This is a genomic window from Streptomyces sp. NPDC090798 (assembly GCF_044768965.1).
GTDB lineage: Bacteria > Actinomycetota > Actinomycetes > Streptomycetales > Streptomycetaceae > Streptomyces.
The window spans coordinates 1-24,703 of the sequence record NZ_JBIVXA010000022.1 but is presented as its reverse complement, the minus strand read 5'-3'; the positions used below and the strand labels follow the sequence as shown (position 1 = coordinate 24,703).

Annotated in this window: 21 protein-coding genes; 12 read left to right on the top strand and 9 right to left on the bottom strand. The window is 70.9% G+C overall.

Annotated elements, in window-relative coordinates; genetic code table 11:
* A complete protein-coding gene (locus tag ACIQTP_RS35775) occupies positions 1–2,826 on the top strand; it encodes an NHLP bacteriocin export ABC transporter permease/ATPase subunit (protein ID WP_403407822.1) in 2,826 nt (941 codons plus the stop codon).
* A gap of 22 nt (positions 2,827–2,848) precedes the next feature.
* On the opposite strand, the gene ACIQTP_RS35770 is transcribed toward ACIQTP_RS35775, so the two are convergent.
* Positions 2,849–3,385 (bottom strand): SRPBCC family protein, encoded by a 537-nt coding sequence (locus ACIQTP_RS35770; RefSeq protein WP_403407820.1) that lies wholly within the window; start codon positions 3,383–3,385, stop codon positions 2,849–2,851.
* A gap of 5 nt (positions 3,386–3,390) precedes the next feature.
* A complete protein-coding gene (locus ACIQTP_RS35765; protein ID WP_403407818.1) occupies positions 3,391–3,744 on the bottom strand; it encodes an ArsR/SmtB family transcription factor in 354 nt (117 codons plus the stop codon).
* 209 nt (positions 3,745–3,953) lie between these two features.
* Here ACIQTP_RS35765 and ACIQTP_RS35760 point away from each other — a divergent pair, with 209 nt between their 5' ends.
* Positions 3,954–5,453 carry an MFS transporter gene (locus ACIQTP_RS35760; RefSeq protein WP_403407816.1) on the top strand — a complete coding sequence of 500 codons (1,500 nt, stop codon included), beginning with the start codon at positions 3,954–3,956 and terminating at the stop codon, positions 5,451–5,453.
* Between the two features lie 11 nt (positions 5,454–5,464).
* On the opposite strand, the gene ACIQTP_RS35755 is transcribed toward ACIQTP_RS35760, so the two are convergent.
* A complete protein-coding gene (locus ACIQTP_RS35755) occupies positions 5,465–7,060 on the bottom strand; it encodes a bifunctional phosphatase PAP2/diacylglycerol kinase family protein (protein ID WP_403407814.1) in 1,596 nt (531 codons plus the stop codon).
* A 572-nt stretch (positions 7,061–7,632) separates the two neighbouring features.
* On the opposite strand from ACIQTP_RS35755, the gene ACIQTP_RS35750 reads away from it, so the two are divergent.
* Positions 7,633–7,725, top strand: coding sequence for a DUF3761 domain-containing protein (locus ACIQTP_RS35750; RefSeq protein WP_235613812.1), 93 nt, complete (start codon positions 7,633–7,635; stop codon positions 7,723–7,725).
* Positions 7,726–7,822: 97 nt separating this feature from the next.
* On the opposite strand, the gene ACIQTP_RS35745 is transcribed toward ACIQTP_RS35750, so the two are convergent.
* From ACIQTP_RS35745 to ACIQTP_RS35735, 3 genes are all read right to left on the bottom strand, one after another.
* Positions 7,823–11,089, bottom strand: coding sequence for a TIM-barrel domain-containing protein (locus ACIQTP_RS35745; RefSeq protein ID WP_403407812.1), 3,267 nt, complete (start codon positions 11,087–11,089; stop codon positions 7,823–7,825).
* Between the two features lie 933 nt (positions 11,090–12,022).
* Complete coding sequence (locus ACIQTP_RS35740; protein WP_403407810.1) at positions 12,023–12,286, bottom strand: hypothetical protein; 264 nt, start codon at positions 12,284–12,286, stop codon at positions 12,023–12,025.
* A gap of 379 nt (positions 12,287–12,665) precedes the next feature.
* The gene (locus ACIQTP_RS35735; protein ID WP_403408052.1) at positions 12,666–14,048 is read right to left on the bottom strand and encodes an MFS transporter; all 1,383 of its coding nucleotides are present in this window, start codon (positions 14,046–14,048) and stop codon (positions 12,666–12,668) included.
* Between the two features lie 245 nt (positions 14,049–14,293).
* On the opposite strand from ACIQTP_RS35735, the gene ACIQTP_RS35730 reads away from it, so the two are divergent.
* Both ACIQTP_RS35730 and ACIQTP_RS35725 read left to right on the top strand, forming a co-directional pair.
* Positions 14,294–14,623 (top strand): hypothetical protein, encoded by a 330-nt coding sequence (locus tag ACIQTP_RS35730; protein WP_403407808.1) that lies wholly within the window; start codon positions 14,294–14,296, stop codon positions 14,621–14,623.
* A 251-nt stretch (positions 14,624–14,874) separates the two neighbouring features.
* Complete coding sequence (locus ACIQTP_RS35725) at positions 14,875–15,021, top strand: hypothetical protein (RefSeq protein ID WP_403407806.1); 147 nt, start codon at positions 14,875–14,877, stop codon at positions 15,019–15,021.
* Positions 15,022–15,147: 126 nt separating this feature from the next.
* Here ACIQTP_RS35725 and ACIQTP_RS35720 read toward each other — a convergent pair whose 3' ends face one another.
* Both ACIQTP_RS35720 and ACIQTP_RS35715 read right to left on the bottom strand, forming a co-directional pair.
* Positions 15,148–15,390, bottom strand: a complete 243-nt coding sequence (locus ACIQTP_RS35720) for a hypothetical protein (protein WP_403407804.1) — start codon at positions 15,388–15,390, stop codon at positions 15,148–15,150.
* A gap of 167 nt (positions 15,391–15,557) precedes the next feature.
* Positions 15,558–16,067, bottom strand: a complete 510-nt coding sequence (locus tag ACIQTP_RS35715; RefSeq protein ID WP_403407802.1) for a subtilase-type protease inhibitor — start codon at positions 16,065–16,067, stop codon at positions 15,558–15,560.
* A 309-nt stretch (positions 16,068–16,376) separates the two neighbouring features.
* Here ACIQTP_RS35715 and ACIQTP_RS35710 point away from each other — a divergent pair, with 309 nt between their 5' ends.
* The 5 genes from ACIQTP_RS35710 (at position 16,377) to ACIQTP_RS35690 (ending at position 20,869) form a co-directional block, all read left to right on the top strand.
* On the top strand, positions 16,377–16,928 hold the full coding sequence (locus ACIQTP_RS35710; RefSeq protein WP_403407800.1) for a hypothetical protein: 552 nt from the start codon (positions 16,377–16,379) through the stop codon (positions 16,926–16,928).
* A 49-nt stretch (positions 16,929–16,977) separates the two neighbouring features.
* A complete protein-coding gene (locus ACIQTP_RS35705; RefSeq protein ID WP_403407798.1) occupies positions 16,978–17,805 on the top strand; it encodes an LLM class F420-dependent oxidoreductase in 828 nt (275 codons plus the stop codon).
* Between the two features lie 65 nt (positions 17,806–17,870).
* Positions 17,871–18,317: a TIGR03668 family PPOX class F420-dependent oxidoreductase gene (locus tag ACIQTP_RS35700; protein ID WP_403407796.1), complete on the top strand. Its 447-nt coding sequence runs from the start codon at positions 17,871–17,873 to the stop codon at positions 18,315–18,317.
* A gap of 258 nt (positions 18,318–18,575) precedes the next feature.
* The gene (locus ACIQTP_RS35695; protein ID WP_402033113.1) at positions 18,576–20,159 is read left to right on the top strand and encodes a purine-cytosine permease family protein; all 1,584 of its coding nucleotides are present in this window, start codon (positions 18,576–18,578) and stop codon (positions 20,157–20,159) included.
* Positions 20,160–20,200: 41 nt separating this feature from the next.
* Positions 20,201–20,869: a cyclase family protein gene (locus ACIQTP_RS35690; RefSeq protein WP_403407794.1), complete on the top strand. Its 669-nt coding sequence runs from the start codon at positions 20,201–20,203 to the stop codon at positions 20,867–20,869.
* Between the two features lie 239 nt (positions 20,870–21,108).
* On the opposite strand, the gene ACIQTP_RS35685 is transcribed toward ACIQTP_RS35690, so the two are convergent.
* On the bottom strand, positions 21,109–22,287 hold the full coding sequence (locus ACIQTP_RS35685; RefSeq protein ID WP_403407792.1) for a helix-turn-helix domain-containing protein: 1,179 nt from the start codon (positions 22,285–22,287) through the stop codon (positions 21,109–21,111).
* Positions 22,288–22,400: 113 nt separating this feature from the next.
* On the opposite strand from ACIQTP_RS35685, the gene ACIQTP_RS35680 reads away from it, so the two are divergent.
* A complete protein-coding gene (locus ACIQTP_RS35680; protein WP_403407790.1) occupies positions 22,401–23,570 on the top strand; it encodes a lactate 2-monooxygenase in 1,170 nt (389 codons plus the stop codon).
* On the top strand, positions 23,567–24,613 hold the full coding sequence (locus ACIQTP_RS35675) for a 2-hydroxyacid dehydrogenase (RefSeq protein ID WP_403407788.1): 1,047 nt from the start codon (positions 23,567–23,569) through the stop codon (positions 24,611–24,613). Before ACIQTP_RS35680 ends, ACIQTP_RS35675 begins: the two co-directional genes overlap by 4 nt.
* The last annotated feature ends 90 nt before the right edge of the window (positions 24,614–24,703 follow it).

Here is a 24,703-nt window from a genome sequence, read left to right as displayed (position 1 = left end):
ATGACCACGGTTCACGAGGGCGCGCGCGAGGAAGACCTCGTCCTCGGCGCGCTCGGCGGTATGGGTACGCCGGTCGACTGCTCCGGCCTCGGCCGACTCGATCTGGAAGGACCGCAGGTCCTCTGGCTGGTGGCGGCGGGCGCCATGGACCTGTTCGCGGTCGACGCCGTCCAGCAGGGCCACTGGCACCACCTCGGCCGCCTCGAAGCGGGCTCCCTGCTGCTCGGCCCCGTCGCGGGACCCCAACACACCCTCGTGGGGCGGCCGTTGCGGGACTGCGTGGTGCGCCGGATCGTGCTGCGCGAGCTGTACCAGCCTGTGGACACCCAGACCTGGTCCTACGACGCGTACGGCAACCCCCAGTACGTACCGCCGACGTCGAGCCCGCTGGAGTACGCCCTCGCCCTCGGCGTCGGCCGCAGCCTCTCCATACTCTTCCAGGCGCCGATGGCCACGGAGAACGCCGCCGCGCTCACCGACGACGACGTCTTCTGGATGCAGGTGCCGCCCGGGAGTGTCCAGTACGGCTCCCTGTACGGCGCCGAGGCGGCGGCCGATCTGCTGATGGACTCCGGTGTCTGGCAGGGCATGGTCAGCCAGCAGCACCGGCTGCTGTCCACCCTCGACCGCTGGATCGAGCAGTTGGAGGCCAGCCACGAGGACCGTACGGCGGCGGGCATCAAGGCGGGCGAGGCCGTCCGTGCCCAGGCCGACCGGACTCTGCTGGCGTCGATCGGCAAGTCGTCCAAGCGCCCGACGGCGGCCGACGCGGACGCCACGTACGCGGCCTGCAAGCTGGTCGCCCGCGCGTCCGGGATCACCCTCGCCGAGCCCGCGCAGAGCGGCACGGAGAGCGACCGGCTCGACCCGGTGGAGCGGATCGCGCTCGCCTCGCGCGTCCGTACCCGTGCCGTACGCCTCGACGGGCGCTGGTGGCGCGACAACATCGGCCCGCTGGTGGGCCACCGTGCCGTGTCGGGCTCCCCGGTCGCGCTGCTGTGGCGGCGCGGCGGATACGTGGCCGTACAGCCGTCGTCGGGCCGGGAGACCCCGGTCGAGAAGGCCAACGCGCCGGAGTTCGAGCCGCGGGCCGTGATGTTCTACCGTCCGCTGCCCGAGCGGAAGCTGAGCCCGCTGCGGCTGCTGCGCTTCTGCCTGCGGGGCACGGGTGGCGATCTGCGCAACCTCGCGATCAGCGGTCTCGTCACCGTCGCGATCGGCGCGCTGGTGCCGATCGCCACCGGCAAGGTGCTCGGCGAGTACGTACCCAAGGCCCAGCACAGCCTGATCGTGCAGGTCTGTCTGGCCATCATGGTCACCAGCATCGTGTCGGCGGCGTTCATGCTGCTGCAGAACCTCACGCTGCTGCGGATGGAGGGGCGGATCGAGGCCACGCTCCAACCGGCCGTGTGGGACCGGCTGCTGAGGCTGCCCACGAAGTTCTTCACGTCCCGCTCGACGGGTGAGCTGGCCAGCGCCGCCATGGGCATCAGCGCGATCCGCCGCCTGCTCGCGGGCGTCGGACCGACGCTCGCGCAGGCGGGCACGGTCGGCGCGATGAACCTGGGGCTGCTCCTTTGGTACAGCGTGCCGATGGCGCTCGCCGCGATCGGCATGCTCGTCGTCATCGCGGCCGCGTTCCTCGGGCTCGGCCTGTGGCAGGTGCGCTGGCAGCGCCGGCTGGTCGTGCTCAGCAACAAGCTGAACAACCAGGCGTTCCAGACCCTGCGCGGCCTGCCCAAGCTGCGGGTCGCGGCGGCCGAGAACTACGCGTACGCCGCCTGGGCGGGCGAGTTCGCGCGCAGCCGTGAGCTCCAGCAGAAGGTCGGCCGCATCAAGAACCTCACCACGGTGATGGGCGCGGTCTACCTGCCGCTGTGCTCGCTGCTGATGTTCATGCTGCTCGCGGGTCCGGCGCGCGGCTCGCTGTCGGCCGCCGACTTCCTGACCTTCAGCACGTCGATGACGATGCTGCTGACCTCGGTCACCCAGGTGACCGGCGCGTTCGTGTCCGCGGCTGCCGCACTGCCGATGTTCGAGGAGATCAAGCCGGTGCTCGACGCCACGCCCGAGGTGCGGGTCGCGAGCACCCGCCCCGGGGTGCTGTCCGGCGCGATCGAGGCCCGGCGGCTGTCCTTCCGGTACGCCGACGACGGCCCGCTGGTCCTGGACGACGTGTCGTTCGACATCAAGCCCGGCGAGTTCGTGGCGATCGTCGGCCCCAGCGGCTGCGGAAAGTCCACGCTGCTGCGGCTGCTGATCGGCTTCGACAAGCCGGTCTCGGGCAGTGTGCTCTATGACGGGCAGGACCTGGGGGCACTCGACCAGTCCGCCGTACGCCGTCAGTGCGGTGTGGTGCTCCAGCACGCGCAGCCGTTCACCGGCTCGGTCCTGGACTGCATCTGCGGCACCGAGCCGTACACGCCCGAGGAGGCGATGGCGGCGGCCGAGATGGCCGGCCTGGCCGAGGACATCAAGCGGATGCCGATGGGGCTGCACACCATCGTCTCCGGCAGCGGCGCGGTCTCGGGCGGCCAGCGCCAGCGCCTGATGATCGCCCAGGCGCTGATCCGCCGGCCCCGCATCCTCTTCTTCGACGAGGCGACCAGCGCACTCGACAACGAGACCCAGCGCACGGTCATCGAGAGCACCCGGGCGCTCAACGCCACCCGGATCGTGATCGCGCACCGGCTGTCCACGGTGATGGACGCCGACCGAGTCATCGTGATGGAGGACGGCCGGGTCGCCCAGCAGGGCCCGCCCGCGCACCTCCTCGCGGACACCGGCGGGCGGCTGCACGAACTGGTGCGACGGCAGCTGGCCTGAAGGCCGCCCACTGGGGGCGTCGTCAGTCCATTCCCGGCACCGGGGCACCGGAGGGAACCCCGGCCTCGACATAGCGGGCGTAGATCTCCTTCCATGGTGCGGTGGCCCCGGCGTGCGGGCCCTCGACGCGCTCGCCGCGGGCCTTCGCGTCCAGGGCGGCGAGGCACACCTCCCAGCCCGCGCCGTTGCGGGCGGCGGTGTTCTCGGCCGCGAGGACGTGGGTGAGGGTGAAGTGGGTGCGCTTCTCGTCCAGGGCGTCGAGGTCGAAGCGGAGCTCGTCTGCGCCCCACTCGAAGGAGAGGTGCCGGGGCGGGTCGACGGCGAGGACCCGGCCCGTGGACTCGGGCATGTTCGGGTCGCCGCTGAACCTGATCGTGCCTCCGGCGCGCAGCTCGATCTCCGCCCGGGACGGGAACCACTCGACCAGTTCGTCCGGGTCGGTCACGAACCGCCAGACGCGGTCGACGGGGTGGTCGTAGGTGCGGCTGAAGCGGACGGCGGGGCGGCCGTCGTCGAGAGTGAGGTAGATGCCGGTGAGCGCGGTGGGTTCGGCGGACATGTGGCTCAGTCCTTAGGAGTGGGGTCTTCCGGGGTGTCCGACGGCTCCCCCGCCGTCCCGTCCAGGCGGCGGCCGAGGGCGTCCAGGCTCGCGTTCCACAGCTTCCGGTACGGGGTCAGCCAGGAGTCGAGTGCGGCGATCGGGGCCGGGTCGAGGGCGTAGACACGGCGTTGCGCGTCCTGTCGTACGCGCACCAGGCCCGCGTCCCGGAGCACCCGCAGATGCTTCGACGTGCTCGGCTGACTCAGACCGCACGCCTCCACGATCTCTCCGACCGGCCGCGGGCGCTCCAGGAGCAGCGCGACGATCGCACGACGGTGGGGGTCGGCGAGAGCGGTCCAGAGGGTGGCGTCGGACATGGCTCCAATATGCCGTGACGGTTATATTCCCGTCAAGGCATGCATGCCGCGAAGCCGGCCCGCATCAGCCATCACCGTGACGCCCACCTCACCCGCCACACCCAGCGAAACGTTGCCGTTTCGCTGACAGTGCTCTAATCTCGAGGTGTACGAAACAGTTTCGTTTATGTTCCCGTAACCCTGAGCGACTTCCCTGGAGTGGTTCTCCCATGTCCCAGACCCTGACCGAAGATGCCCGCAAGGGCACCGCGGACGGTTCGTCCACTCCATCGCCGAAGCGGTGGTGGATCCTCGCGATCATCGGCATCGCGCAGCTGATGGTGGTTCTCGACGCCACCATCGTGAACATCGCCCTCCCCTCCGCCCAGGCGGACCTCGGCTTCTCCGACGGCAACCGGCAGTGGATCGTCACGGCGTACTCGCTGGCCTTCGCCTCCCTGCTGCTGCTCGGCGGACGCATCGCCGACCTCTTCGGACGCAAGCCCGCCTTCCTCATCGGTATCGCCGGATTCGCCGGAGCCTCGGTGCTCGGCGGCGCCTCCACCAGCTTCGGGATGCTGGTCACCGCGCGCGCCCTGCAGGGTGTCTTCGGCGCGCTGCTCGCGCCCGCCGCGCTCTCGCTGCTGAACACGACGTTCACCGACGCCAAGGAACGCGCCAAGGCGTTCAGCGTCTACGGAGCGATCGCCGGCGCCGGTGGTGCGGTGGGCCTCCTGCTCGGCGGTGTGCTGACCGACGCGCTCGACTGGCGCTGGACGCTGTTCGTCAACCTCGTCTTCGCGGTCGTCGCCTTCGCCGGTGGCTGGGTACTGCTGAGCAATCACCGTGACGCGGCGAACTCCAAGCTCGACCTGCCGGGCACGCTGCTGGTCTCCTCCGGTCTCTTCGCCCTTGTCTACGGCTTCTCCAACGCCGAGACGCACGACTGGAGTTCACCCCAGACCTGGGGCTTCCTCATCGCCGGTGGCCTCCTGCTGAGCGCGTTCGGCTGGTGGCAGACGCGCGCCGAGCACCCGCTGCTGCCGATGCGTGTGCTGCTCGACCGCAACCGTGCCGCGTCCTTCGTCACCGTTCTGATCACCGGCGCGGGCATGTTCGGCGTCTTCCTCTTCCTCACCTACTACCTGCAGCTGAACCTGGGCTTCAGCCCCACCAAGACAGGTGTGGCGTTCCTGCCGATGATGGCGGCCCTGATGGTCATGGCCCAGGTCTCCACCACCATCCTGGTGCCGCGGATCGGTCCGAAGGTCGTCATCCCGGCGGGCTTCGCGATCGCGGTGGGCGGCATGGCCTGGCTGACCGGCATCGCAGTCGCCTCCGACTTCTCGACCGCCGTTCTGCCGCAGCTGCTGCTGATCGGCGCGGGCCTCGGCATCGTGATGCCGCCCGCCATGTCGCTGGCCACCAGCGGGATCGCGGCGGAGGACGCGGGTGTCGCCTCCGCGACGGTCAACACCATGCAGCAGGTGGGCGGTTCGATCGGTACGGCGCTGCTGAACACGCTGGCCGCGAGCGCCGCGACGAGCTATCTCGCCGGCAAGCACGCGACCAGCAAGCTGGTCCGGGCGCAAGCCACGATCGAGAGCTACACCACCGCCTTCTGGTGGTCGGCGGGCTTCTTCGCCGCGGGCGCGGTGATCGCCTTCCTGCTCTACCGCCGCGGAACCCTGGACGCGGACCCGGACGCCGTGCGGGCCGTCCACATGTAAGTCCCGTGTGATCACCCCCAGGCCGAGGGGCCGCCGTCTGCAGGGAGACGGCGGCCCCTCCCACGTCTGCGGCGGCGGGCGGCCACGGCGGCCGGCCGGCCCTGCTGGACCAGCTCGTTCCGTGCTACGGAGGGCCGGTACACGACGAGCGCCCGCCGCTCCTTCTCCAGCCTCAACCCGGGTGGCGCGGGCGTGACTTCACCGTCGTACGCGAGAGTGTCCGTACCTCCGAGCTCCGCCAGCTCGACCCATGGAACCGCCTCCGCTCCATAGACCCGGGACCGGCCGAGCGTGCCGGCGAGCGCGGAGACGATCACCCGGGTGCGGGCGAGCCGGTGTTCGCCGTCGATCAGGCGCAGATCGATCAGCCCGTCGTCCAGGCGGGGCCGGTAGGCGGGAGCGAAGCCCTGGGGTTCGTAGCGACTGTTGCCCGCGAAGAGCAGCCACAGACGCCGGTGATGTCCGTTGACGCTCATTTCCACGGGGGTCGCGGTGCGCAGCACCCGGACGAGGGCGACGGCCGCCGCCGGCCACGTGCCCCAGCGCTGCTCCAAGTGCTCCCGCATCCGCACGAGTTCGGGGTACAGGCCGATGCTGAAGGTGTTGAGGAACCGCACCTCGTGAGCCGCCTCCGACCGCGCCACGCCGAAGTCCACGGCCACCGCCTCTCCCCGCGCGACCGCGGCGGCGGTGTCCTCGACATCCCGTACGCCGACGTCCTGGGCGAAGTGGTTGAGGGTGCCGCCCGGGAACACCGCGAGTGCGAGCCCCCGCCCGGCCGCCGCGCGGGCCGCCGCGTTGACGCTGCCGTCGCCCCCGCACACACCGAGCACACCGCCCGCCGCCCCGGCCCGCTCGACCGCCCTGTCCACCGCCCGCTCCAGCAGCGTGGCGAAGTCGTCGTCCGGGCCACGCTCGACCAGCTCGGCCCGCGGCAACAGGTCGCGCAGCCGCTGGGCGGGCGGCAACGGTGTGCCGGGCGCACCCGTCCCGGCTGGGGTGTTGACGAAGACGACGAGTCCTTCGCCATCGGGCAGCGCGGGGGCGTACACCGAGGGCCGTTCGCGCGCCGGGAGCGCGGGGCGCGGCGGCCACCAGCGGCAGGTGAGCGCGGCGGCCGCGACACCGATCGCCATACCGGCCAGCACGTCTCCGGGGTAGTGCACCCCGACGTACACCCGCGAGAAGGCGACGGCGGCCGCGAACGGCGCGACCAGGGCGCCGCATCCGGCCGACTCCAGGGCCACTCCGGTGGCGAACGCCGCGGCCGAGGCGGAGTGGCCGGAGGGGAAGGAGGTGGTGTGGGGCTGGCGCTTCAGATGCCGGATCGACGGCACGTGCTCCAGCAGCGGACGGGGCCGCCGGGTGCTCCACTTCACGACGGTGTTGACGCTCAGCGAGGCGAGCGCGAGCGAGCCCACGCCCCGCAGGGCCGCGCGGCGGGGCGCCCGGCCCCCGACGAGCGCGAGGCCGGCCGCCGTGCCGAGCCACAGCCGTCCGTGATCGGCGGAGCGGCTGAGCCGTCGCAGCGCCGGATCCGCGCCGGGCACCCGTGCCGCGGCCACCCGCGTGAACAGCCATCGATCCCATTCGCCGAGAACACTCATGCCCCACGGCTACGGCATCCGGGGCGCCTCGGCATCCCCAGTCAATACACCGTCCCCAATATTCACTCGTTCAAGTGAATGGGATCGTCTCCGTGGCGACCTGAGGACGTTTCCGGCCAGGCCGGGGTGGCTAGTGCCGGCTCCGGGCCGTGCTCGTGCGGGTCGAGGACGCCGTGGGTGGCGGCGAGCCACACGGAACGGATCGTCTCGTCCGGCAGGCGATGAGTGCAGCAGTCGCAGCACGTCCTGGCCCAGTCGGGCGGCCTTGGAGCGGTCGAACTGGTCGACCGCTGAGTCCGCCAGCATGAGCCACACCGTGACGGGGCCGGGGTCGACGGTACGGGACGGGAAGTGCTCCCTGGTCGTGTACACCTTCTTCCCCCTTGACCCACTTGTAGCCTATCGGTCCGCCCCTGGTTGCGACGTCCCTCACCTCCCAGCGGATCCTCTTGAGATTCAGCAGCTTCCCCTTGGCCTTTCTCTGCGCCTGCTCGTTCTGCCATTTGACGAGCTGTTGCAAGTGGTCCGGATCGTGTTCGAGCCACTGGGTGACGGCCTTGTCGACGGGTGAGATGGCGAAGTGCAAGGACGCCAGCTACTCGTACTCGGCGCACTTTCAGGGGACGTGTTCGCATCACCGTGGGGTGAAGTACTGGTACCGGTGATCTGGTGACGGCATGACGTCGGCCCGCCTCAGAGAAGTTGAGGCGGGCCGTTCGCTGTCCGGGTTTTGGCGTAGCGGGCTGGTCGACGGCCCGTCGCCTAGGACTGCGCGCTGTCACGGGCCCTGCGGATACCGGGGCCCGTCGGCGGTCGGGTGGTGGTCGACTGCACGTAAACGGTGGTCGGCGCGCGCAGGCTCTGCGGGGGCAGCGTGATGGTGAGGGTGCGGGTCGTGCTGTCGAAGTGGTAGTCATCGGGGGACAGTTGGGACCCCCCTATTCGGACGGTGCTCGGGGTGGTGACGCCGAGGAGGGAGACGGTCCATTGCCGGGTTTTGAGCCGGCCGTGGAAGGTCCCAGTGGTGGGGTTGATCGTCACCGTGTGCTTGGCGCCGTTCTCCCGGTACCGGATCTTCGTGATGGCGCTGTGGCCGGGCCCGGTGGTTCCGTCGTCCTCGTAGAGGGCGTAGGAGCCGGAGGCGCCCGCGGCGACGGTGAGCGTGACCTTGGTCAGCGGGGCCTTGTCGTTGCTGGTGACGTTGCTCGTGCGGGTCGGGACGACGGCGCCGGCTCTGACGAACACCGGCATGGTGTCGAGGCCGGTGGTGATGTTCTGGGTGGTACCGCCCGCGTAGGTCTGCCCGGTGAAGTAGTCGGTCCACTGGTTGCCGGGCGGGAACCATACCGAGGTCGTCGCCGTGGTGCCGGGGGTGGTGACGGGGGCGACGAGCATGTCGGGGCCGTAGAAGTACTCGCTGCCGGCCGTGGCGTACGCCTGGGGCTCGTCGGGGTATTCCAGGTACGTCGGGCGGGTGACGGGGACGCCGGTCGTGTTGGCCTGCTGCGCGAGCGAATAGGTGTAGGGCACCAGATTCTCACGCAGGTTGAGGAACTTGTCCGCGGATGCGCGAGCCGCGGCGCTGTACTGCCAGGGCAGGCGGTCGCTGTGGTTGCTGTGCAGACGGTCGATGGGCTGGAAGGTGCCGAGCTGCACCCAGCGGGCGTACATGTCGTCGGGGAGTTTGTGCGTGGTGTGGGTCGTGCCGTCGGAGGTGTAGGTCTCCGAACCGGTCAGGTTCGTGGTGTCGTTGTGGCCGCCGATGTCGTGACTGATCGCCGACATGCCGGTGGCGGCCGCTTCGCCCGGGGTGTAGCCGACCTCCGCCTTCAGGGTGCCCCAGGTGGAGGCGGTGTCGCCGGTGAAGTGGACGGTGGTGCGCTTGTCGGCCCACGGTCCGGTGGGCAGCCCCTGCTGGCCGCTGTAGCCGCCCGCCTGGAGGGAGCCGTAGGCGCGGGAGACGACGAATCCGCGGCCGATGGTCTTGTCGGCGTCTGTGGCGTACTGCTGGTTGATCCACGCGTCGGGAGTGACGCCGGGCAGCGAGGACTGGGAGTTGTCGCAGCACCAGTCGAGCCACCAGAAGTCGTTGCCCTGCTGGTCCATGGTCTGATGCAGGTCCATGTACGCCTTCAGCTGGTCGGGGTCGCCCCAGTCGAAGGTGTAGCAGTCCCCGGACCCGCTGCTCGCGGCAGGGGCACAACCACCCTTGAGCAGCTTGCCCTTGGCGGTCGCCTGGGCCTGGGCGAACTGCGGGTCGCTGCTGAGAATGCTCGGGTGGATGTTGAGCGTGTCGTGCAGGCCCTGGGCGGCAGCCCAGTCGAAGAAACCCTTCGGATCGGGGAACTTGGCCTTGTCGATCTCCCAACCGCTCCAGGTGTTGGGTGACTTGAAGTCGGTGTCGGTCACCAGGACGTCCAGGGGCACGCCCTCGGAGCGGAAGGCGGGCAGGATCGTGTTCTCGTAGTCGGCGGCGGTGCGGTCGATGTACTCCGAGTACCACACGCCGTACGCCCACTGCGGGAGCAGTTGGGGCGGCCCGGTGAGGGTGGTCAGGTCGGACAGGGCCTGCTTGTAGTGGTGGCCGTAGCCGAAGAGGTAGCCGTCCTGGTAGGGCGCGCCGTCATGGGAAGGGCGCTGGGTGACGTGGCGGGCGCCGGTGTCGTACAGAGCCGAGGCAGTGTCGTCGAGCAGGTACCAGCCGTCCTTGTACAGCAGACCGGGCGTGGTGGGCGGCGCGCCGTTGTCGCCGTTGACGCCGTCGAGGCTGCGGCGGTAGCCGCCGAGTGCCAGGTGCGGTTGCGGGGCCGGCGAGCCGGCCGCCGTGACGGAGATCGTGTCGAGGTTGACATGACAGCTCGCGGCGTCCGGACAGCCGACGGAGATGTCGTTGGCTCCGGCCTTGAGGGTGACGGGGACCGTTGCGGTTTTCCAGGTGTCCCAGTTGTCGGTGACGGGCAGCGACAGGGTCTGCGTGGTGCTCCCGGAGGACACCGTCGCCGTACGAGTCTGGTGAAGGCCGTCACCGCCGGTGGCGTTGGCGTAGCGCACCTGCAACGCATAGGTGCCGTCCGCCGGTACGCCGACCACGTGGGCCGACACGCCTGCCCCTTGGTTCAGTTCCCCGACGAAGCCACTGCCGGAGTAGCCGGCATGGTCGGTGGCCGTGATCGCCGAGCCCGAGATGCGGTCGGCCTCGGCCTCGCAGTTCACGCCGAACCCGCAGGCCGTGATCGCGGACGCGGATGTCGGCGGAAGACTGCCGCCCTGGTTCACCAGGGCAACGCTGTCGATGTTGACGTTCCCGGAGTCCGCGGCGGTCCTGGCCAGCGTGATGATGTGGTGGCCGGCGCCGAGTTGCACCGCGCTGCTCGCCAGGCCCCAGGTATTCCAGTTCGCGGTGACCGGCAGGCTCACCGACCGGTTCGCGCCGCCGTCCACCGACAACGTCAGGGTGCGCGTCGTGGTCTGGCCGTCGCCCCCGAGGGAGTTGGCGTAGCGGGCGTCGAACTGGTAGGTCCCCGACGTGGCGACGTCGACGTCGGCCGACAAGGAGTCGCCCGTCCCCTCGAAGCCGGCCACGAAACCGGAGCCGGTGTAACCGGTGTGGTCCGAGGCGACGCCGACCCCGCTGTGGGGCAGTTGCTCCGCCTCGCACAGGGCGCCGAGGGCACATGTGAGGCGCTTCCACGGCGTGGCGCTGACCGGTGACCCACCGGCCGACAACTGCACGGAGAGATTCTGGGCGTCGAAGGGTCCGGAACCCTCCTGGTATCGGAGGGTGAGCGCGCTCGTGCTGATGGTCAGCCAGCCGCCGGACGTGCTTGAGGTGTACGAGGTCGGCGCGAACGCGGTGCGGCCGATCGCGTTGGAGGTCGCGCTGTCGGTGAACTTCCCGTCCTGCGCGTACTCCGTACGTATCAGGGTCGGGGACAGGACCTGGAAACGCGCGTTGCCGGACGTCACCGACGCAGTACGGTGGGCCGTCGGTGCGTCCGCCGACGCCTCTTCGATACCGGTCACCGTCATGGCCGCCAGGCTGCTTGCGAGGGCGAGGACCGTGACACGTCTTCGCAGGAACCGCGCCGTGCGTAACGCTGATCTTCTTCTCATGGACAACTCCGTCCTGAAGCGGGCCTGTGGCCCGTCGTGAAGGTGCATCGACCACCGTTCGCGCCTGGTGGAAAATGCCGCCGATCGACATCGTTGTCAAGACCCGCCGTTCAGGCCGTTGGGCCATGGCCTCCTCTTCTCCCCTTGCCCGCGTCGTTGCTGCGGGTCGGCGTGGTGGCGGGTGAGGGCCTTGCCGGCGCCGCTCGAAGTCGTCGGCGTTCTCGGTGGTGTGGTCGGTGGTCACGGGCTTGTTGTACTGGGCTGTGATCCCGCGGGCTGCGCACTCCTGCGCAACGGCGTCCGCCGCAGGTTCCTCACTGCGCATCCGGTACTCGGCCCAGACGTCGCAGGCGCGGGAAGGCAGGAAGTGGCGGCGCAGGTCGGCGGGGCTGACAGGCTTCCCACCACGGCCGCGCATGCCCTTCTTTGCGAGATAGGCGGACAGTTGCTCAGCCGTCGGTTCGTCGCCGTGCTCGGTCTGGTGATCCGTCCACGCCAGGTAGTAGCGGTCGGCCGTGGTGAGGGCGACGCGCTCCCCTGCCGCTCCCTCCAGGCCTGGCGGCGGCTCGTCGATGGGAGCATCCGTCCGGGGGCCGCGCTGCTCCTTCGCGGCCTGTGCCGCGGCGCCGGCGGGCGCCGATTGCGGAGTTTCTGCTTCTGGGAGGGGTTCGCAGACTTCCTGTCCGCCGGTCTCGGCGGCAGTCGCCTCGGCGGGCAGTTCCGCACTGTCGAACGCGCGCCCCTGGATACTGCTCTGGGCTTCGGTGAGCAGGCACAGGAGTCTGGTCAGTGGGTCGCCGCCGGTGTCGAGGGCGGGTGCGCCGGGGCCGAAGCGGTGTGTGATCCGGCTCAGCTGGTCGTGCGGGATGTCTGGACGTCCGGCGAGGTCACCTGGACGACGCGGACAAGGACGGCTGCAACACCCGCGCCGAAGTCCTCCTGGGCGAAGCCGTCTCCGCGCCCGAGGTCGGCTCGGGCTGCGCGCTGACCGGCGGCAGCTGGTACTGCCCGTACGACGGCCAGTACCTCGACAACGCCCGCCAGCTCGTCGTCGACCTCCTGGTCCGGCTCACCGGGGCCTGGCCTGGGACTCCGGTGCCTCCGCCTGGGCACCCAGGGAGCGCGCGGCATACGCCGACGACCTGGACGAACCGCGCGCGCTCATCGCGGTATCCGCCGCCTCCAACCGGTCCAAGGCCGACAAGGACCCGACCCAGTGGCTGCCCCCGTACGCCGGCTACTGGTGCACCTACGTCACCCGCTGAATCGCCGACATGACCCGTTGCCGGCTGACCGTCGGCCCGGCCGAGCAGACCGCCCTGGCTGAGCGTCTCGCCATCTGTCCCGACCAGCCGATCACCATCACCCCGCCCGCTGAACGCACAACGGCAGGCCCGCCACGACGGGGAAATCGGTGGCCCGGATTCCGCATCCAGTCTTCTGGCCGGCGAGTCGCAGACTGTCCTGGCCTGCCGGACGGCCCCAAGACGTCCTAGGTCATTTTCGGTAGCGTCGGCACGCACAGCCACGCGAGGCCTGCGGCGGCCAGGTAGGCGAGCGCGCCGATGGCCATGCTGATGCGCAGCCCGGTGTTGTAGTCGGTGGCTGTGGCGAGCAGGCTGCCGCCGAGCGCGACGCCGGTGGCGCTGCCGATCTGGCGGGTGGTGTTGAACAGGGCGGAGGCGGCGCCTGAGTAGGCCGAGGGCGCGGCACCCATCGCGGTGGCGGTTGAACCGGTGAGGGCGAAGGAGGTACCGAATCCCGCGGCCATCATCGGGGCGACCAGCAGCGGGTAGGCGGGGTCGGCTCCCGCCGCGGCCCAGCCGGCCAGCCCCAGGGCAGCCAGGAGCATGCCGGAGATCACCAGTGGACGATCGCCGGTGCGGCGGGTCAGGCGCCCGGACAGGACGGAGGCGAACATGGTCATCGCCACCGCCGGGAACAGCGCCAGCCCGGTGCCGAGGGCGCTGAAGCCGCGCTGGTGCTGGAATTCCAGACTGGCGGTGAACACCATGCCGTAGAAGCCGAAGTTGAACAGCAGGCCGATGACGGCTCCGCCGCTCAACGCACGAGAGCACAGCAGGCTCGGCGGAAGGACGGGAGAGCGGGCCAGCCGCTCGCGCACCGCGAACGCCGCGGCGGCCAGCACGGGCAGGCCCACCCCGGCGAGGACAGCCGGATCGGACCAGCCCCGCCGCCCGGCCTCGTTGAGCGCCGCGGTCAGCAGCGCCACCGCCGCGACCACCGCGCACTGCGCTGGCCAGTCCAGTGCCCGGGCGGCGCGCCGGGGCGAGCGTGCCACATGCCGCAGCGTCAGCACCAGGCAGGCCGCACCGATGGGCAGGTTGATGAGGAACACCCAGCGCCAACCCATCGTGGAGACGAGCAGCCCACCCAGCAGCGGACCAGCGGCGGCCGCGATGCCCGCCATCGAACCCCACAGTCCGAAGGCGCGCGAGCGTGCGGCCGGCGCCGAGTAGGCCTGCTGGAGCAGGGCCAGGGAACCGGGCACGATCAGAGCCGCGCCGAGCCCTTCCGCCAACCGGGCCGCAACCAGGGACGGAGCGCTCGGCGCGAGCGCGCACGCGGCCGAGGACAGAGTGAACACCGCCACGCCCGTGCAGAAGACCCGACGGTTGCCCAGCCGGTCACCGAGCGCGCCACCGGTCAGCAGGAACCCGGCGAAGACCATGGTGTACCCGTCGGTGATCCACTGGATGCCGGTGAGCGAGGCCGACAGTTCGCGGCCGATCACCGGCACGGCGACGTTGATGGCCGTCACATCCAGGATCACCATGAAATACCCGGCGCACACCGCCAGCAGCGGTGCCCAGGACCGTCGCTCGGACTCCGGGGCCGGATCGGGAGAGGGCATCGACTCACCACCGTCGGCCGACTCCGCGAACGCCACGGCCCCAACTCCATCCCATCCGCCGAGACACGACACCAAAAGCTACGATAAGGGACAGATGTGGGCCTGCGAGATCGCCCGGTGGCAGCTCGTGGACCTACCTTGGCTGGACTCCCGGACCCGACCGCAGCGGACCGCGCTCGCCGAGCGACTCGCCGCCTGCCCCGGCAGGCCCGGATACACGGGGTCTTCGGGCGCGGATGCACGCGGTGGCGCGCACGCCCGGTGCGGTCTCTCCCGCGGTCACGCAGGCCAATCTGAAGTCCACGATCTGCCGCAAGGGCAGGTACACCTCCGGCACCCGGCTGTCCACGTTCGTCACCGGTAGGGAGAAGACTCTGAACGCAGCCTCCCACGGCTACAAGGACCGCATGGGCGATGCCGAGTACGACCACTTGATCAGCCTTCAGCTCGGCGGCGACCCCAACGACTACCGCAGTCTGCGGGTAGAGCCGGCCGACTCAGATCCGCCCGTTGCGGCCGGCGAGCAGCCCGCCAGGAACACCGCGGCGAACAGCATGGACGACGCGGCACGGTAGCTAGAACGCAGGGCGCCCCCCACGAGCAGGCAGCGGCTGGGCAGATACTGCCCAGTCGGCGCATCAGCGCACCGGCCCGGGCCCGCGCGAAGATGCACGGCACGATGCGGAGGCGCCACCGCGCAGCCCATCGCCTGCGTAGTCCCCGGCCCCTGGGGAGCCGCGGCCAGCGGAGAGCGGGAAGGGACCGGCACGGTCTCCCGCGTGTGCCGCCTCGGGTGCAGCGGACACCGGAGGGCCGGCTCTGGGGTATGCCGGCCTTCGTCGTGATCTTCATGGTGGCCGCTTCGGTCTCGCCCTGGGCCACCATCCCGGTGAAGCAGCACTGGAAGTTGATCGTGCGGCTGTTCTTGGCGATGGTTCCCACGACGCGGACGTTGAACTGGGCTCGCGGTTGACGACCCAGGTCTGGAGCGCGCCTGCTCAGCCGCTTTCCGCCGTCGGCCGGCCTCCCGGCACCACCGGAATCGCCGCACCGGCAGGGCCGCCCGGCCGTTCCTCCTCCGAGCCGTCCGGAAAGCGGATCAGAACCCCGACCCCGGTCGTGCCCCGGGCGCTCCCACCGGCGAGTCCGGGATCCCGGCGTCGATCCCGGCCACCGCGGTGTCGGGCGGGGCCGCGCCGGCGCAGGCGAACCTCGTGCAGTGCGGGCTGTCCTCGTCCGGGGCGGGCGGCGGCGGCAGCCGGTCGCAGCCGTGGTTCACCAGGCGTACGACGCCGTCGGCGGCCGTCGAATGCGGCAGCCGGCCCGGGACGGGCAGCGCCACGCACGAGTCGGCCGTGACGGGGCAGAAAGATGTCGGGGGCCGGTCGGCGGCCCCACTCCGCCTGACCGACCCCCGATGCGGGATCGCGTCGTACTCCGTGCCGGGGCGCGCACTCCCCACCTACTGACCCCGCTCGACGCTCACGAAGGCCGCGCGATCCCGGTCTCTCAGAACGTGAAGAAGCTCGTCCCGTAGGAGTTCTTCACGCACTCGTTGGCGAAGGTCCGTTCGTACGCGACGCGCTTGCCGCGCCAGACACCCTCGACGGTGACGACCACCGGATCGAACTGCCGCGTACACAGTGCGCCGTCTCTGAGGGTCAGGGCGTCGAGGTCACCGTTCACCGCGCGGAGTTCGGCGCAGGCGTCGTAGGCGGCGGGGTGGGTGCCGGAGGGGGTCGGAGCGCAGTTCAGTGTGACCGCGCGCTCCGGGGTGACGGTTGCGGCGGTCTCTCCGTGGCCCATGGTGAGTACCAGGGCCGAGGGGGCGTAGAGCCCTGAGGGGGCGAGAGCCGGCGTGGCGTGGGCCGGCGTGGCGTGGGCCTGGCTCGTGGCCGGCCGGGTCTCAGCCGTCTGGGTCGCGTGGGCGGGGTTGGCGAGGGCGGACCCCCCGAGGGGGCCGCAGACGGCAGCGGCCGTGAGGGTGAGAGTCGCTGCCCAACGCGCGGTGTTCGGCATTGTGTGCATCCTTCCGCTCGATTGAATGCAGTACCGGCTCGGTTGGGTGCCGGTGCGGCGAGCGCGAGTCTGCCGAGTCCGGACCGGAAACACACATCGACCCCATGCGTTTCAGTAACCTTGAGTATTGAATCAGTGGCGCGAAGTTACGAAATTCGAACGTTCAAGCCCCGGAACTGAGGGGTTGTTGATCGCCCAGGACACCCTCCTGGCCGGATTCCCCCGGCTCCGCAATAGGCCTGAAACATTCCGGTTCAGCCCCCGGCGGACCCTCTTGCTTCTTCCCCGCAATGGAGTAATCGTCATTACATGATTACTTCAGAGCAGCACGAGAAGCTGCGCGGCTGGTTCGCCGGCCGCCTGCCCGACGATCTCTTCGAGAGCCTGGTGGAGGTGGCGGTCGACCGGGAGGAGATCACCGTCGTCGGCCGCATCCCCGAGCCCGGGCTCGCCGCAGGCGCCTCGGACGCCGAGAAGGAAGCGGCCGCCCAGGCCCGTATCCAGGAATTCCGCGAGCGCACCCGCGACGACCGGGTCGCGGTGGCACGAGAGGCCGAGCACCGGTTCGGCAAGAAGGTCTCCTGGGGTGTGGAGTGCGGGGGCGAGCGCGCCCTGTTCACCCACATCGCAGCGCCCGTCATGACCCGGTTGCGCCAGCCCGAGCGCCAGGTCCTCGACACCCTCATCGCCGCCGGGGTCGCGCGCAGCCGCAGCGACGCCCTCGCCTGGTGCGTCCGCCTCGTCCAGCGCCACGCCGACGACTGGCTGACGGAACTGCGCGACTCGCTGGAGCATGTGCAGCGGGTCCGGGCCCAGGGTCCGGACGCCACGCCGCGGGACGCCACACCTGACGAGGAGTGACCGGCCACGTCACACTGGCTGCAACAGCCGACAAGAGAGGTGGTCGCGGATGAAGTTCGGAGTGTCGACGTTCATCACCGACGAGGGCATCGGCCCCAGGGCCCTGGGACCCGCTCTGGAAGAGCGCGGGTTCGACACGCTGCTGCTGGCCGAGCACTCGCACATCCCGGTGAACCGGGAAACGCCGTATCCGGGCGGCGGCGACCTGCCCCGCGTCTACTACCGCACGCTCGATCCGTTCGTGGCGCTCGCCGCCGCTGCCTCCGTGACCCGGGACCTGCTCCTGGGCACGGGGATCGCTCTGGTGGTCCAGCGTGATCCCATCACCACCGCGAAGGAGATCGCCTCCCTCGACCTGATCTCCGGCGGCCGTACCGTGTTCGGCGTCGGTGCCGGATGGAACCGGGAGGAGATGCGCAACCACGGAACGGATCCGGCCTCCCGCGGCCGGCTGATGGACGAGCGTATTCGCGCCATGATCGAGCTGTGGACCAAGGACGAGGCCGAGTTCCACGGCGACTTCGTCGACTTCGCACCGGTCTACGCCTGGCCCAAGCCGGTCCAGCGGCCGCACCCGCCCATCTGGGTCGGGGGCAACAGCGAGCGCACCTTCGCCCGCGTCGCCGAGTACGGGGCGGCGTGGCTGCCCAGCGCCGTACCGCCCAAGGAACTGGGCGCGCGCATCGAACAGATGCGCAAGACGGCCGGTGACCGGCCGGCCGTCGTGGTCTACGCGGGCGGAAGCGACCGGGAGTCCCTCGACACCTACGCGGAACTCGGCGTCGACCGCGTGCTGCTGTACCTGCCGACCCAGCCGGAGGACGAGACACTGCGCACACTCGACGAACTGGCCGAGGCCGTGTCCGCCCACCGCTGACGCTTTCCGGCCGCCGGGGATTGCGGGCTCACCGTGTTCCCGCCGCCGGGGAATCGGAGCTCACCGTGCCGGACATGGACGAGGAGGAGGCGCGCCGCCGGTTCATGGCGGCACGGGTGGCGCGCCTGGCGACGGTGGACGCCGAGGGACGCCCGCACCTCGTGCCCCTCGTCTTCGCGGCGCGCGGCGGCGAGCTCGTCACCGCCGTCGACCACAAACCCAAGAGGTCGCGGCGGCTGCGGCGGCTGCGCAACATCGCCGCCCACCCCGCCGTGTGCCTGCTCGTCGATGTCTACGACGAGGACTGGGACCGGCTGTGGTGGGTACGGGCGGACGGCGACGCCCGCGTTCTGCCGCCCGGTACACAGGACGAGTACACGGCGGCGATCGCCCTGCTGCGCGAGAAGTACGCGCAGTACCGGCAGCGGCCGCCGGACGGCCCGGTGATCGCCGTCACCGTCCACCGCTGGCACGGCTGGCGCTCCGCGCCTGAGCCCGGTCCGGAGCACTGAGCCACCGCCGGGCAGCTCCCGCGATGGACAGACACTCCACTGGACACTCCTCTGGACGAATGCTCCACTCCGGGCACGGAAGATGGATGTTTTACCTTCTGGCGCAGGTCACCGACCCGGCCATAACGTCGGCAGACCTCCTCAGGACAGCGTCCGCTTCCGCCGCACACCCCGCGGCGACAACGGGGCCGCCCTCCCCTCGCGCCACCCGGCGCTCCACCGCCCGCGTCCGGGCACAGGCACTTCGCTGGAGCACCCTTGTCCGAGAACTCCCCCGCCACGCCGTCGCCGTCTCTCACCGAGGTGGAGACCTACGGCGTCGAGCGCATCCCCGACGCGGACCGCACCGCGTCGCCGCTCGACCTGTTCAGAGTCGCCTTCGGCGGTGCGAACACCTTCTCCACCTGCGTCCTCGGGGCCTTCCCCATCCTCTTCGGCCTCTCCTTCTGGCAGGGGCTGGCGGCCACCCTCCTGGGAGTCGTCGTCGGGGCCTTGATCCTGTGCCCGATGGCGATGTTCGGCCCGGCCAACGGCACCAACAACGCGGTCGCCTCCTCCGCGCACCTCGGTGTGCACGGCCGGGTCGTCGGCTCGTTCCTGTCCCTCCTCACAGCTGTCGCGTTCTTCTCGATCTCGGTGTGGAGCTCCGGCGACGCCCTGGTCGGCGGCGCGCACCGGCTGTTCGGACTGGAGCAGAACAATCTGTCGTACGTGGTCGCGTACGCGCTCTTCGGCTGTCTGGTGCTCGCCGTGTGCGTCTACGGGTTCCGGTTCATGCTGTTCGTCAACAAGATCGCGGTGACCTCGGCGACCCTGCTCTTCCTGCTCGGCGCGATCGCCTTCGCCGGGGACTTCGACCCCTCGTACGCAGGTGCCTTCACGGCCTCGGCCGACTCGGCGACGCAGGCGCTGTTCTGGCCCTCCTTCATCGGCTCGGCGCTGATCGTGCTGTCGAACCCGGTGTCCTTCGGCGCGTTCCTCGGCGACTGGTCGCGTTACATTCCGGCGAACGCGCCGCGCCGCAAGGTCGTCGGCGCCGCCTTCCTGTCCCAGATCGCCACCCTGCTGCCGTTCGTCTTCGGGCTCGCGACCGCGAGCATCATCGCGACCAAGGCGCCGAAGTACGTCGACCCGGCGGCCCCCGACTTCGTGGGGGGCCTGCTGGCCATCTCGCCGAGCTGGTTCTTCCTGCCGGTGTGTCTGCTCGCCCTGATCGGCGGCATGTCGACCGGCACGACGTCCTTGTACGGCACCGGGCTCGACTTCTCGTCGGTGTTCCCGAAGCTGTCGCGGGTCCAGGCGACGATCCTGGTCGGAGTCCTGTCGATCGCGTTCATCTTCATCGGCCGCTTCGGCTTCAACCTGGTGCAGTCCATCTCGACGTTCGCCACGATGATCATCACCTGTACCACGCCCTGGATGGTCGTGATGATGCTCGGGTTCTACACCCGGCGCGGCTGGTACGACCCGGACGCGCTCCAGGTCTTCAACCGCCGTCAGCGCGGCGGCCGTTACTGGTTCACGCACGGCTGGAACTGGCGCGGCATGACGGCCTGGTGGGTGGGCGCCGTGGTCGGTGTGCTGTTCACCGACATCCCCGGCCAGTTCGTCGGACCGCTGGGCGACCTCGCGAACGGCATCGACATCAGCCTGCCGCTGTCGCTGGCCGTCGCCGCCGTGCTGTACCTGGCGATGCTGCGACTGTTCCCCGAGCCCCGGGCGGTGTACGGGCCCGAGGGCCCGCGGCTGGCCCGTACCGTCGACGTTCCGGTGCCGCCGATCACCGGTCCCGGTACGGAGAGCGAGGGCACGCCCGCGGCCCTCGCCGTCGAAGGCAGTTGACGGGCCGATGGAGAACTGGTCGACGAGCTGATGGAGAACCGATGGTGAGCTGGCTCGACCTGTCCGTGCCCGTGGTCACCGGCATGCCCGTCTATCCCGGTGACCCGGAAGTGGAGGTCTCCAGGGCGTTGCGGGTCGCCGAGCACGGAGTGAACGTCCTTCGGCTGCACATGGGGTCGCAGTCCGGTACGCATGTCGACGCGCCGTACCACGTGGACGAGGCGTGGCCCACGTTGGACGATCTGCCGCTGGAGCGGTTCGCGGGGCCCGCGGTCGTCGCCGACGTCCGTGGACTGCCGGCGCGGGCGCCGATCACTCCCGATCTGCTCACCCCTGCCCTGGGTCTGCTGCGGCCCGGTTCGGTTCTGCTGCTGGCCACCGGGTGGTCGCGGTACTGGGGAACCGAGGACTACGCGGCCCATCCCTGGCTCACGCCCGAGGCGGCGGAGGCCGTGGTCGCGGCGGGTGTCCTCACCGTCGGGATCGACGCGCTGAGCGTCGATCCGACGGGTCCTGTGGATCTTCCCTCCCACCGGGTGCTGTGCGGAGCGGGGGGTGTGATCGCCGAGAACCTGACCGGGCTCGGAGGCGTCGCGGACGCGCAGGCCGCGGGGTGCGCGGTCGAGGTGTTCCTGTTTCCGATGCGGCTCGCCGGGGCCGACGGGGGCCCGGTCCGGGCGACGGCCCGCATCACACCCCGCGCGCACTGATCCCTACCTGGCGGTGTCTTTCGTCGGGTGCGGGACCCGGGGGGTGTTTCGTCGGGTGCGGGCGAGTGGGGGCTGGTCGCGCAGTTCCCCGCGCCCCTGGAAGCTTCGGCCTCGAGGGTGCACCCGGCCCGCATCACTCAGCCCGTCCGGCGTTTGAGGACGAGCCCTTCGGGCGATTCGGGGGTCCGGGGGCGCAGCCCCCGGGTATGGGACCGGTAGGGGCGGCGGGGGCGAGGAGGCTACGGCCTGATCGTGCGGGCGATGTCCAGGGTGAGGCGTTGCCAGGGGTCGCGCGGGTCACGGGACGTCAGGACGTGGATGCGCCGCAGGCGATAGCGCAGGGACTGCGCGTGCAGGTGGAGCGCCCGCGCCGCGGCGTTCGCCGAACCGGCGTCGATGTACGCGGTCAGCGCCTCCATGAGATGCCGCTGCCCCGGGTCGGTGAGCGGCCCGAGAACGAGGCGGGCGACATGGTCCGGCGCGGCGGCCGGATGCCCGCCGAGCAGGGCGAGGACATGGGCGTCGGCGTCCGTGAGGACACGCCCCGGCCGGTGCGCGTGGGCGGGCGCCGTGTCGAGGGCGTCGGCGGCGAGCCGATGCGCCACGGCGACCCGGTCCAGGCTCTCCCCGGTGATGGCACAGCCCCGCCAGGACCGCGCGCCCAGCACAGCCCCCGCCCTGGCGGCAGCCGCACCCGGCACCAGCAGAACGGCACGGGAACCACGTACCGTCGCGGACGAAGCCACCTCGTCCCCGGGAACGGCCAACGCCTCGAGCAGCCCCGTCGCCGCGTCCAGCGCCATGTCAGGACGCTCCGCGCCCACCGGCTCGGCCACCAACAGACAGTAGGGGTCCGGAAGTTGGACCCCCAGCCGCGCCGACCGGTCGCTCAGCGCACCCACCGAGGCGTGCCGCCCCGCGATCAGGTCGTCGAGCAGCAGCCGCAGTGCCCGGTCACGGTCCGCCGCGAGGTCCTCGTCGGTGGCGGCGTACGCCGTGGTCATCTCCTCGGAGAGGGTGTCGAGCGCGGTCAGCAGCATCCGGGTGAGGGCGAAGGCGTCCACGGCGGCGAGCCGGGGCGCGCGGGCCGCGATCTCGTCGGTGAGGACGGTCGCCGCCACCCGGTAGGCCCGCAAGACCGCCTGCACGGGGCGCCCGTCCGCCGCGCGGGCCGCCGCGATGCCTCGCAGGCGCCGCAGGTCCGACGGTTCGAGGACGCCGTCGGTGACCCACAGGTGGAGGAGCCGCTCCAGGCCCCAGGCCGCGATGGCCCGTACCTCCGGCAGCCGGCTGTCGTCGAGCGCGGCGTACACCGGGACCTGTTCGTGGACCGCCGAGACGATCGCCGCCACGACGCGCGGATCGGCGACCATCTCCTGCCGGACGTGTTCTCTGACGGCAACGGGCTGACTTGTCACAGGGTGATGATCCCAGCCGCGCGATGTGCGCACCACGGTGGACGGTTCTTGTCACCTTCGCCAGGATCGACGGCGTACAGCGCGGTCTCAGGGACGAGAGGCGGGACGTACGGATGGCTAAGCATTGGGCCGACTTCCAGTACGAGATCTATCTGAACGGAATGACGGGCGCCGTACCGCGGCTGCCCACCGATCTGACCCGGCTGGAGGAGCTCACCGAGCAGCGGCTCGGGCCCGGTCCGGTCGGCTATGTGGCGGGCAGCGCCGGCAACGGCAGCACCGCGCGGGCCAACCGGGCCGCCCTCGACCGGCGCCGGATCGTGCCGCGCATGCTGCGTGACGTACACGAACGCGATCTGTCCGTCGAGGTGTTGGGGCGCGCCCTGCCCGCGCCGCTGGCGCTCGCGCCCGTGGGCGTGCTGTCGATCATGCATCCGGACGCGGAGTCCGCCGCCGCGCGGGCCGCCGCGGCGCAGGGCGTCCCGTACATCCTGTCCTCGGCGTCCAGCACGCCCATGGAGCAGGTCGCGGAGGCGATGGGCGGGGCGGAGCGCTGGTTCCAGCTGTACTGGGCGAAGGACCGCGAGGTCACCCGGTCCTTCCTGGACCGGGCGAAGGCGGCCGGGTTCACCGCGCTGTTCGTCACCCTCGACACCCCGTTGCTGGCCTGGCGTCCGCGCGACCTCGACCAGGCGTATCTGCCGTTCCTGCACGGTGTGGGCACGGCGAACTACTTCTCCGACCCGGCGTTCCAGGCTGGTCTGGCCAAGCCGGTGCACGAGGACCCGAACGCGGCCGTGCTGCACTTCGTCGGCATGTTCGCGGACCCGGGCAAGACCTGGCCCGATCTTGAGTTCCTGCGGGAGAACTGGGACGGCCCGATCGTCCTCAAGGGCATCCTGCACCCGGACGACGCCCGGCGCGCCGCCGACGCCGGGATGGACGGCGTGGTCGTCTCCAATCACGGCGGCCGGCAGGTGGCGGGGTCGGTGGCGGCGGCCGACGCGCTGCCGCGGGTGGTCGAGGCGGTCGGCGAGCGGCTGACCGTCCTCTTCGACAGCGGCATCCGCACCGGCGACGACATCTTCAAGGCGCTCGCGCTCGGCGCGCGGGCCGTGCTCGTCGGACGCCCGTACGCCTATGGGCTCGGCCTGGACGGACAGGCGGGCGTCGAACACGTCGTCCGCTGTCTGCTCGCCGAGTTCGACCTCACCCTCGCCCTGTCCGGGCACGCCCGCCCCGCCACCCTCGGCCCCGACGACCTGATCGAGGAATCCGCATGAGCACGACCCACACGACCGACACGACCGACACGTCCGACACGACTGGCACGACTGGCACGACTGGCAGCGCCGTGGCGAAGAACGTTCTGGCCGTGGTCTCGCCCCACGTCGGGGGCCGCACCGCAGGCGCCGCGCTCGCCACCGTCTTCCCCGGCGAGGCCGACGTCACCGTCGTGGAGACGACCGACGAGGACCCGGCCGCGCTGCGCAAGGCCCACGTCATCATCACGGGCCTCGGCCCCGTGACCGCCGAACACCTCGCCGCCGCACCTGACTTGGAACTGCTCCAGTGCGCGAGCCACGGTTTCGACTACGTCGATCTGGATGCCGCCCGCGCCAAGGGTGTGCCGGTGTGCAACATCGGCTCCAGCGGCGCCGAGAAGCAGAACGTGGCAGAGCAGACCTTCGCCCTCATGCTGGCCCTCGCCAAGCAGCTGGTCCCGGCGCACACCGCGCTCGTCGACGCCGACTGGGCGCTGCCGAGGCTGCAGCGGTCCATCACCGAACTGTCCGGCAAGACCCTCGGCATCATCGGGCTCGGCCACATCGGCGAGGAGGTCGCCCGGCGCGCGGTCGCGTTCGACATGAGCATCGTGTACGCCGGTCCGCAGTCCGTCGGCGCGGAGGCCGAGGCGCGGCTCGGCGGCGCCCGCCATGTCGAACTCGAGGAACTGCTGCGCACCTCGGACTACGTCACGCTGCACGCCCCGCTCACCGAGGAGACCCGGCATCTGCTGAACGCCGAACGGCTCGCGCTCCTCAAGCCGACCGCGTTCGTGGTCAACACCTCGCGGGGCGCCCTGATCGACCAGGACGCCCTCGCGGACGCGCTCGAGGCGGGCGCCCTGGCCGGGGCGGGCATCGACGTCTTCGACCCCGAACCGCCCACCGCGGCCCTGCGGTTGCTCAAGTCCCCGAACGTGGTGCTGTCGCCGCATGTCGCGGGCGTCACGCGCGAGACGCTCGTACGGATCGCGCTGGCGGCGGTCCAGAACGCCGCCGACTTCGTGGCCGGCAAGCCGCCCCGGGACGTGGTGTCCTAGTAGTGCTTCGTTAGGTTGTGGGCTGTCTGCGGCTGCTCCGAGGGCTGGGCAGGGGGCGTCCGCAGGTGGTGCAGGTACCGGTCCAGCACC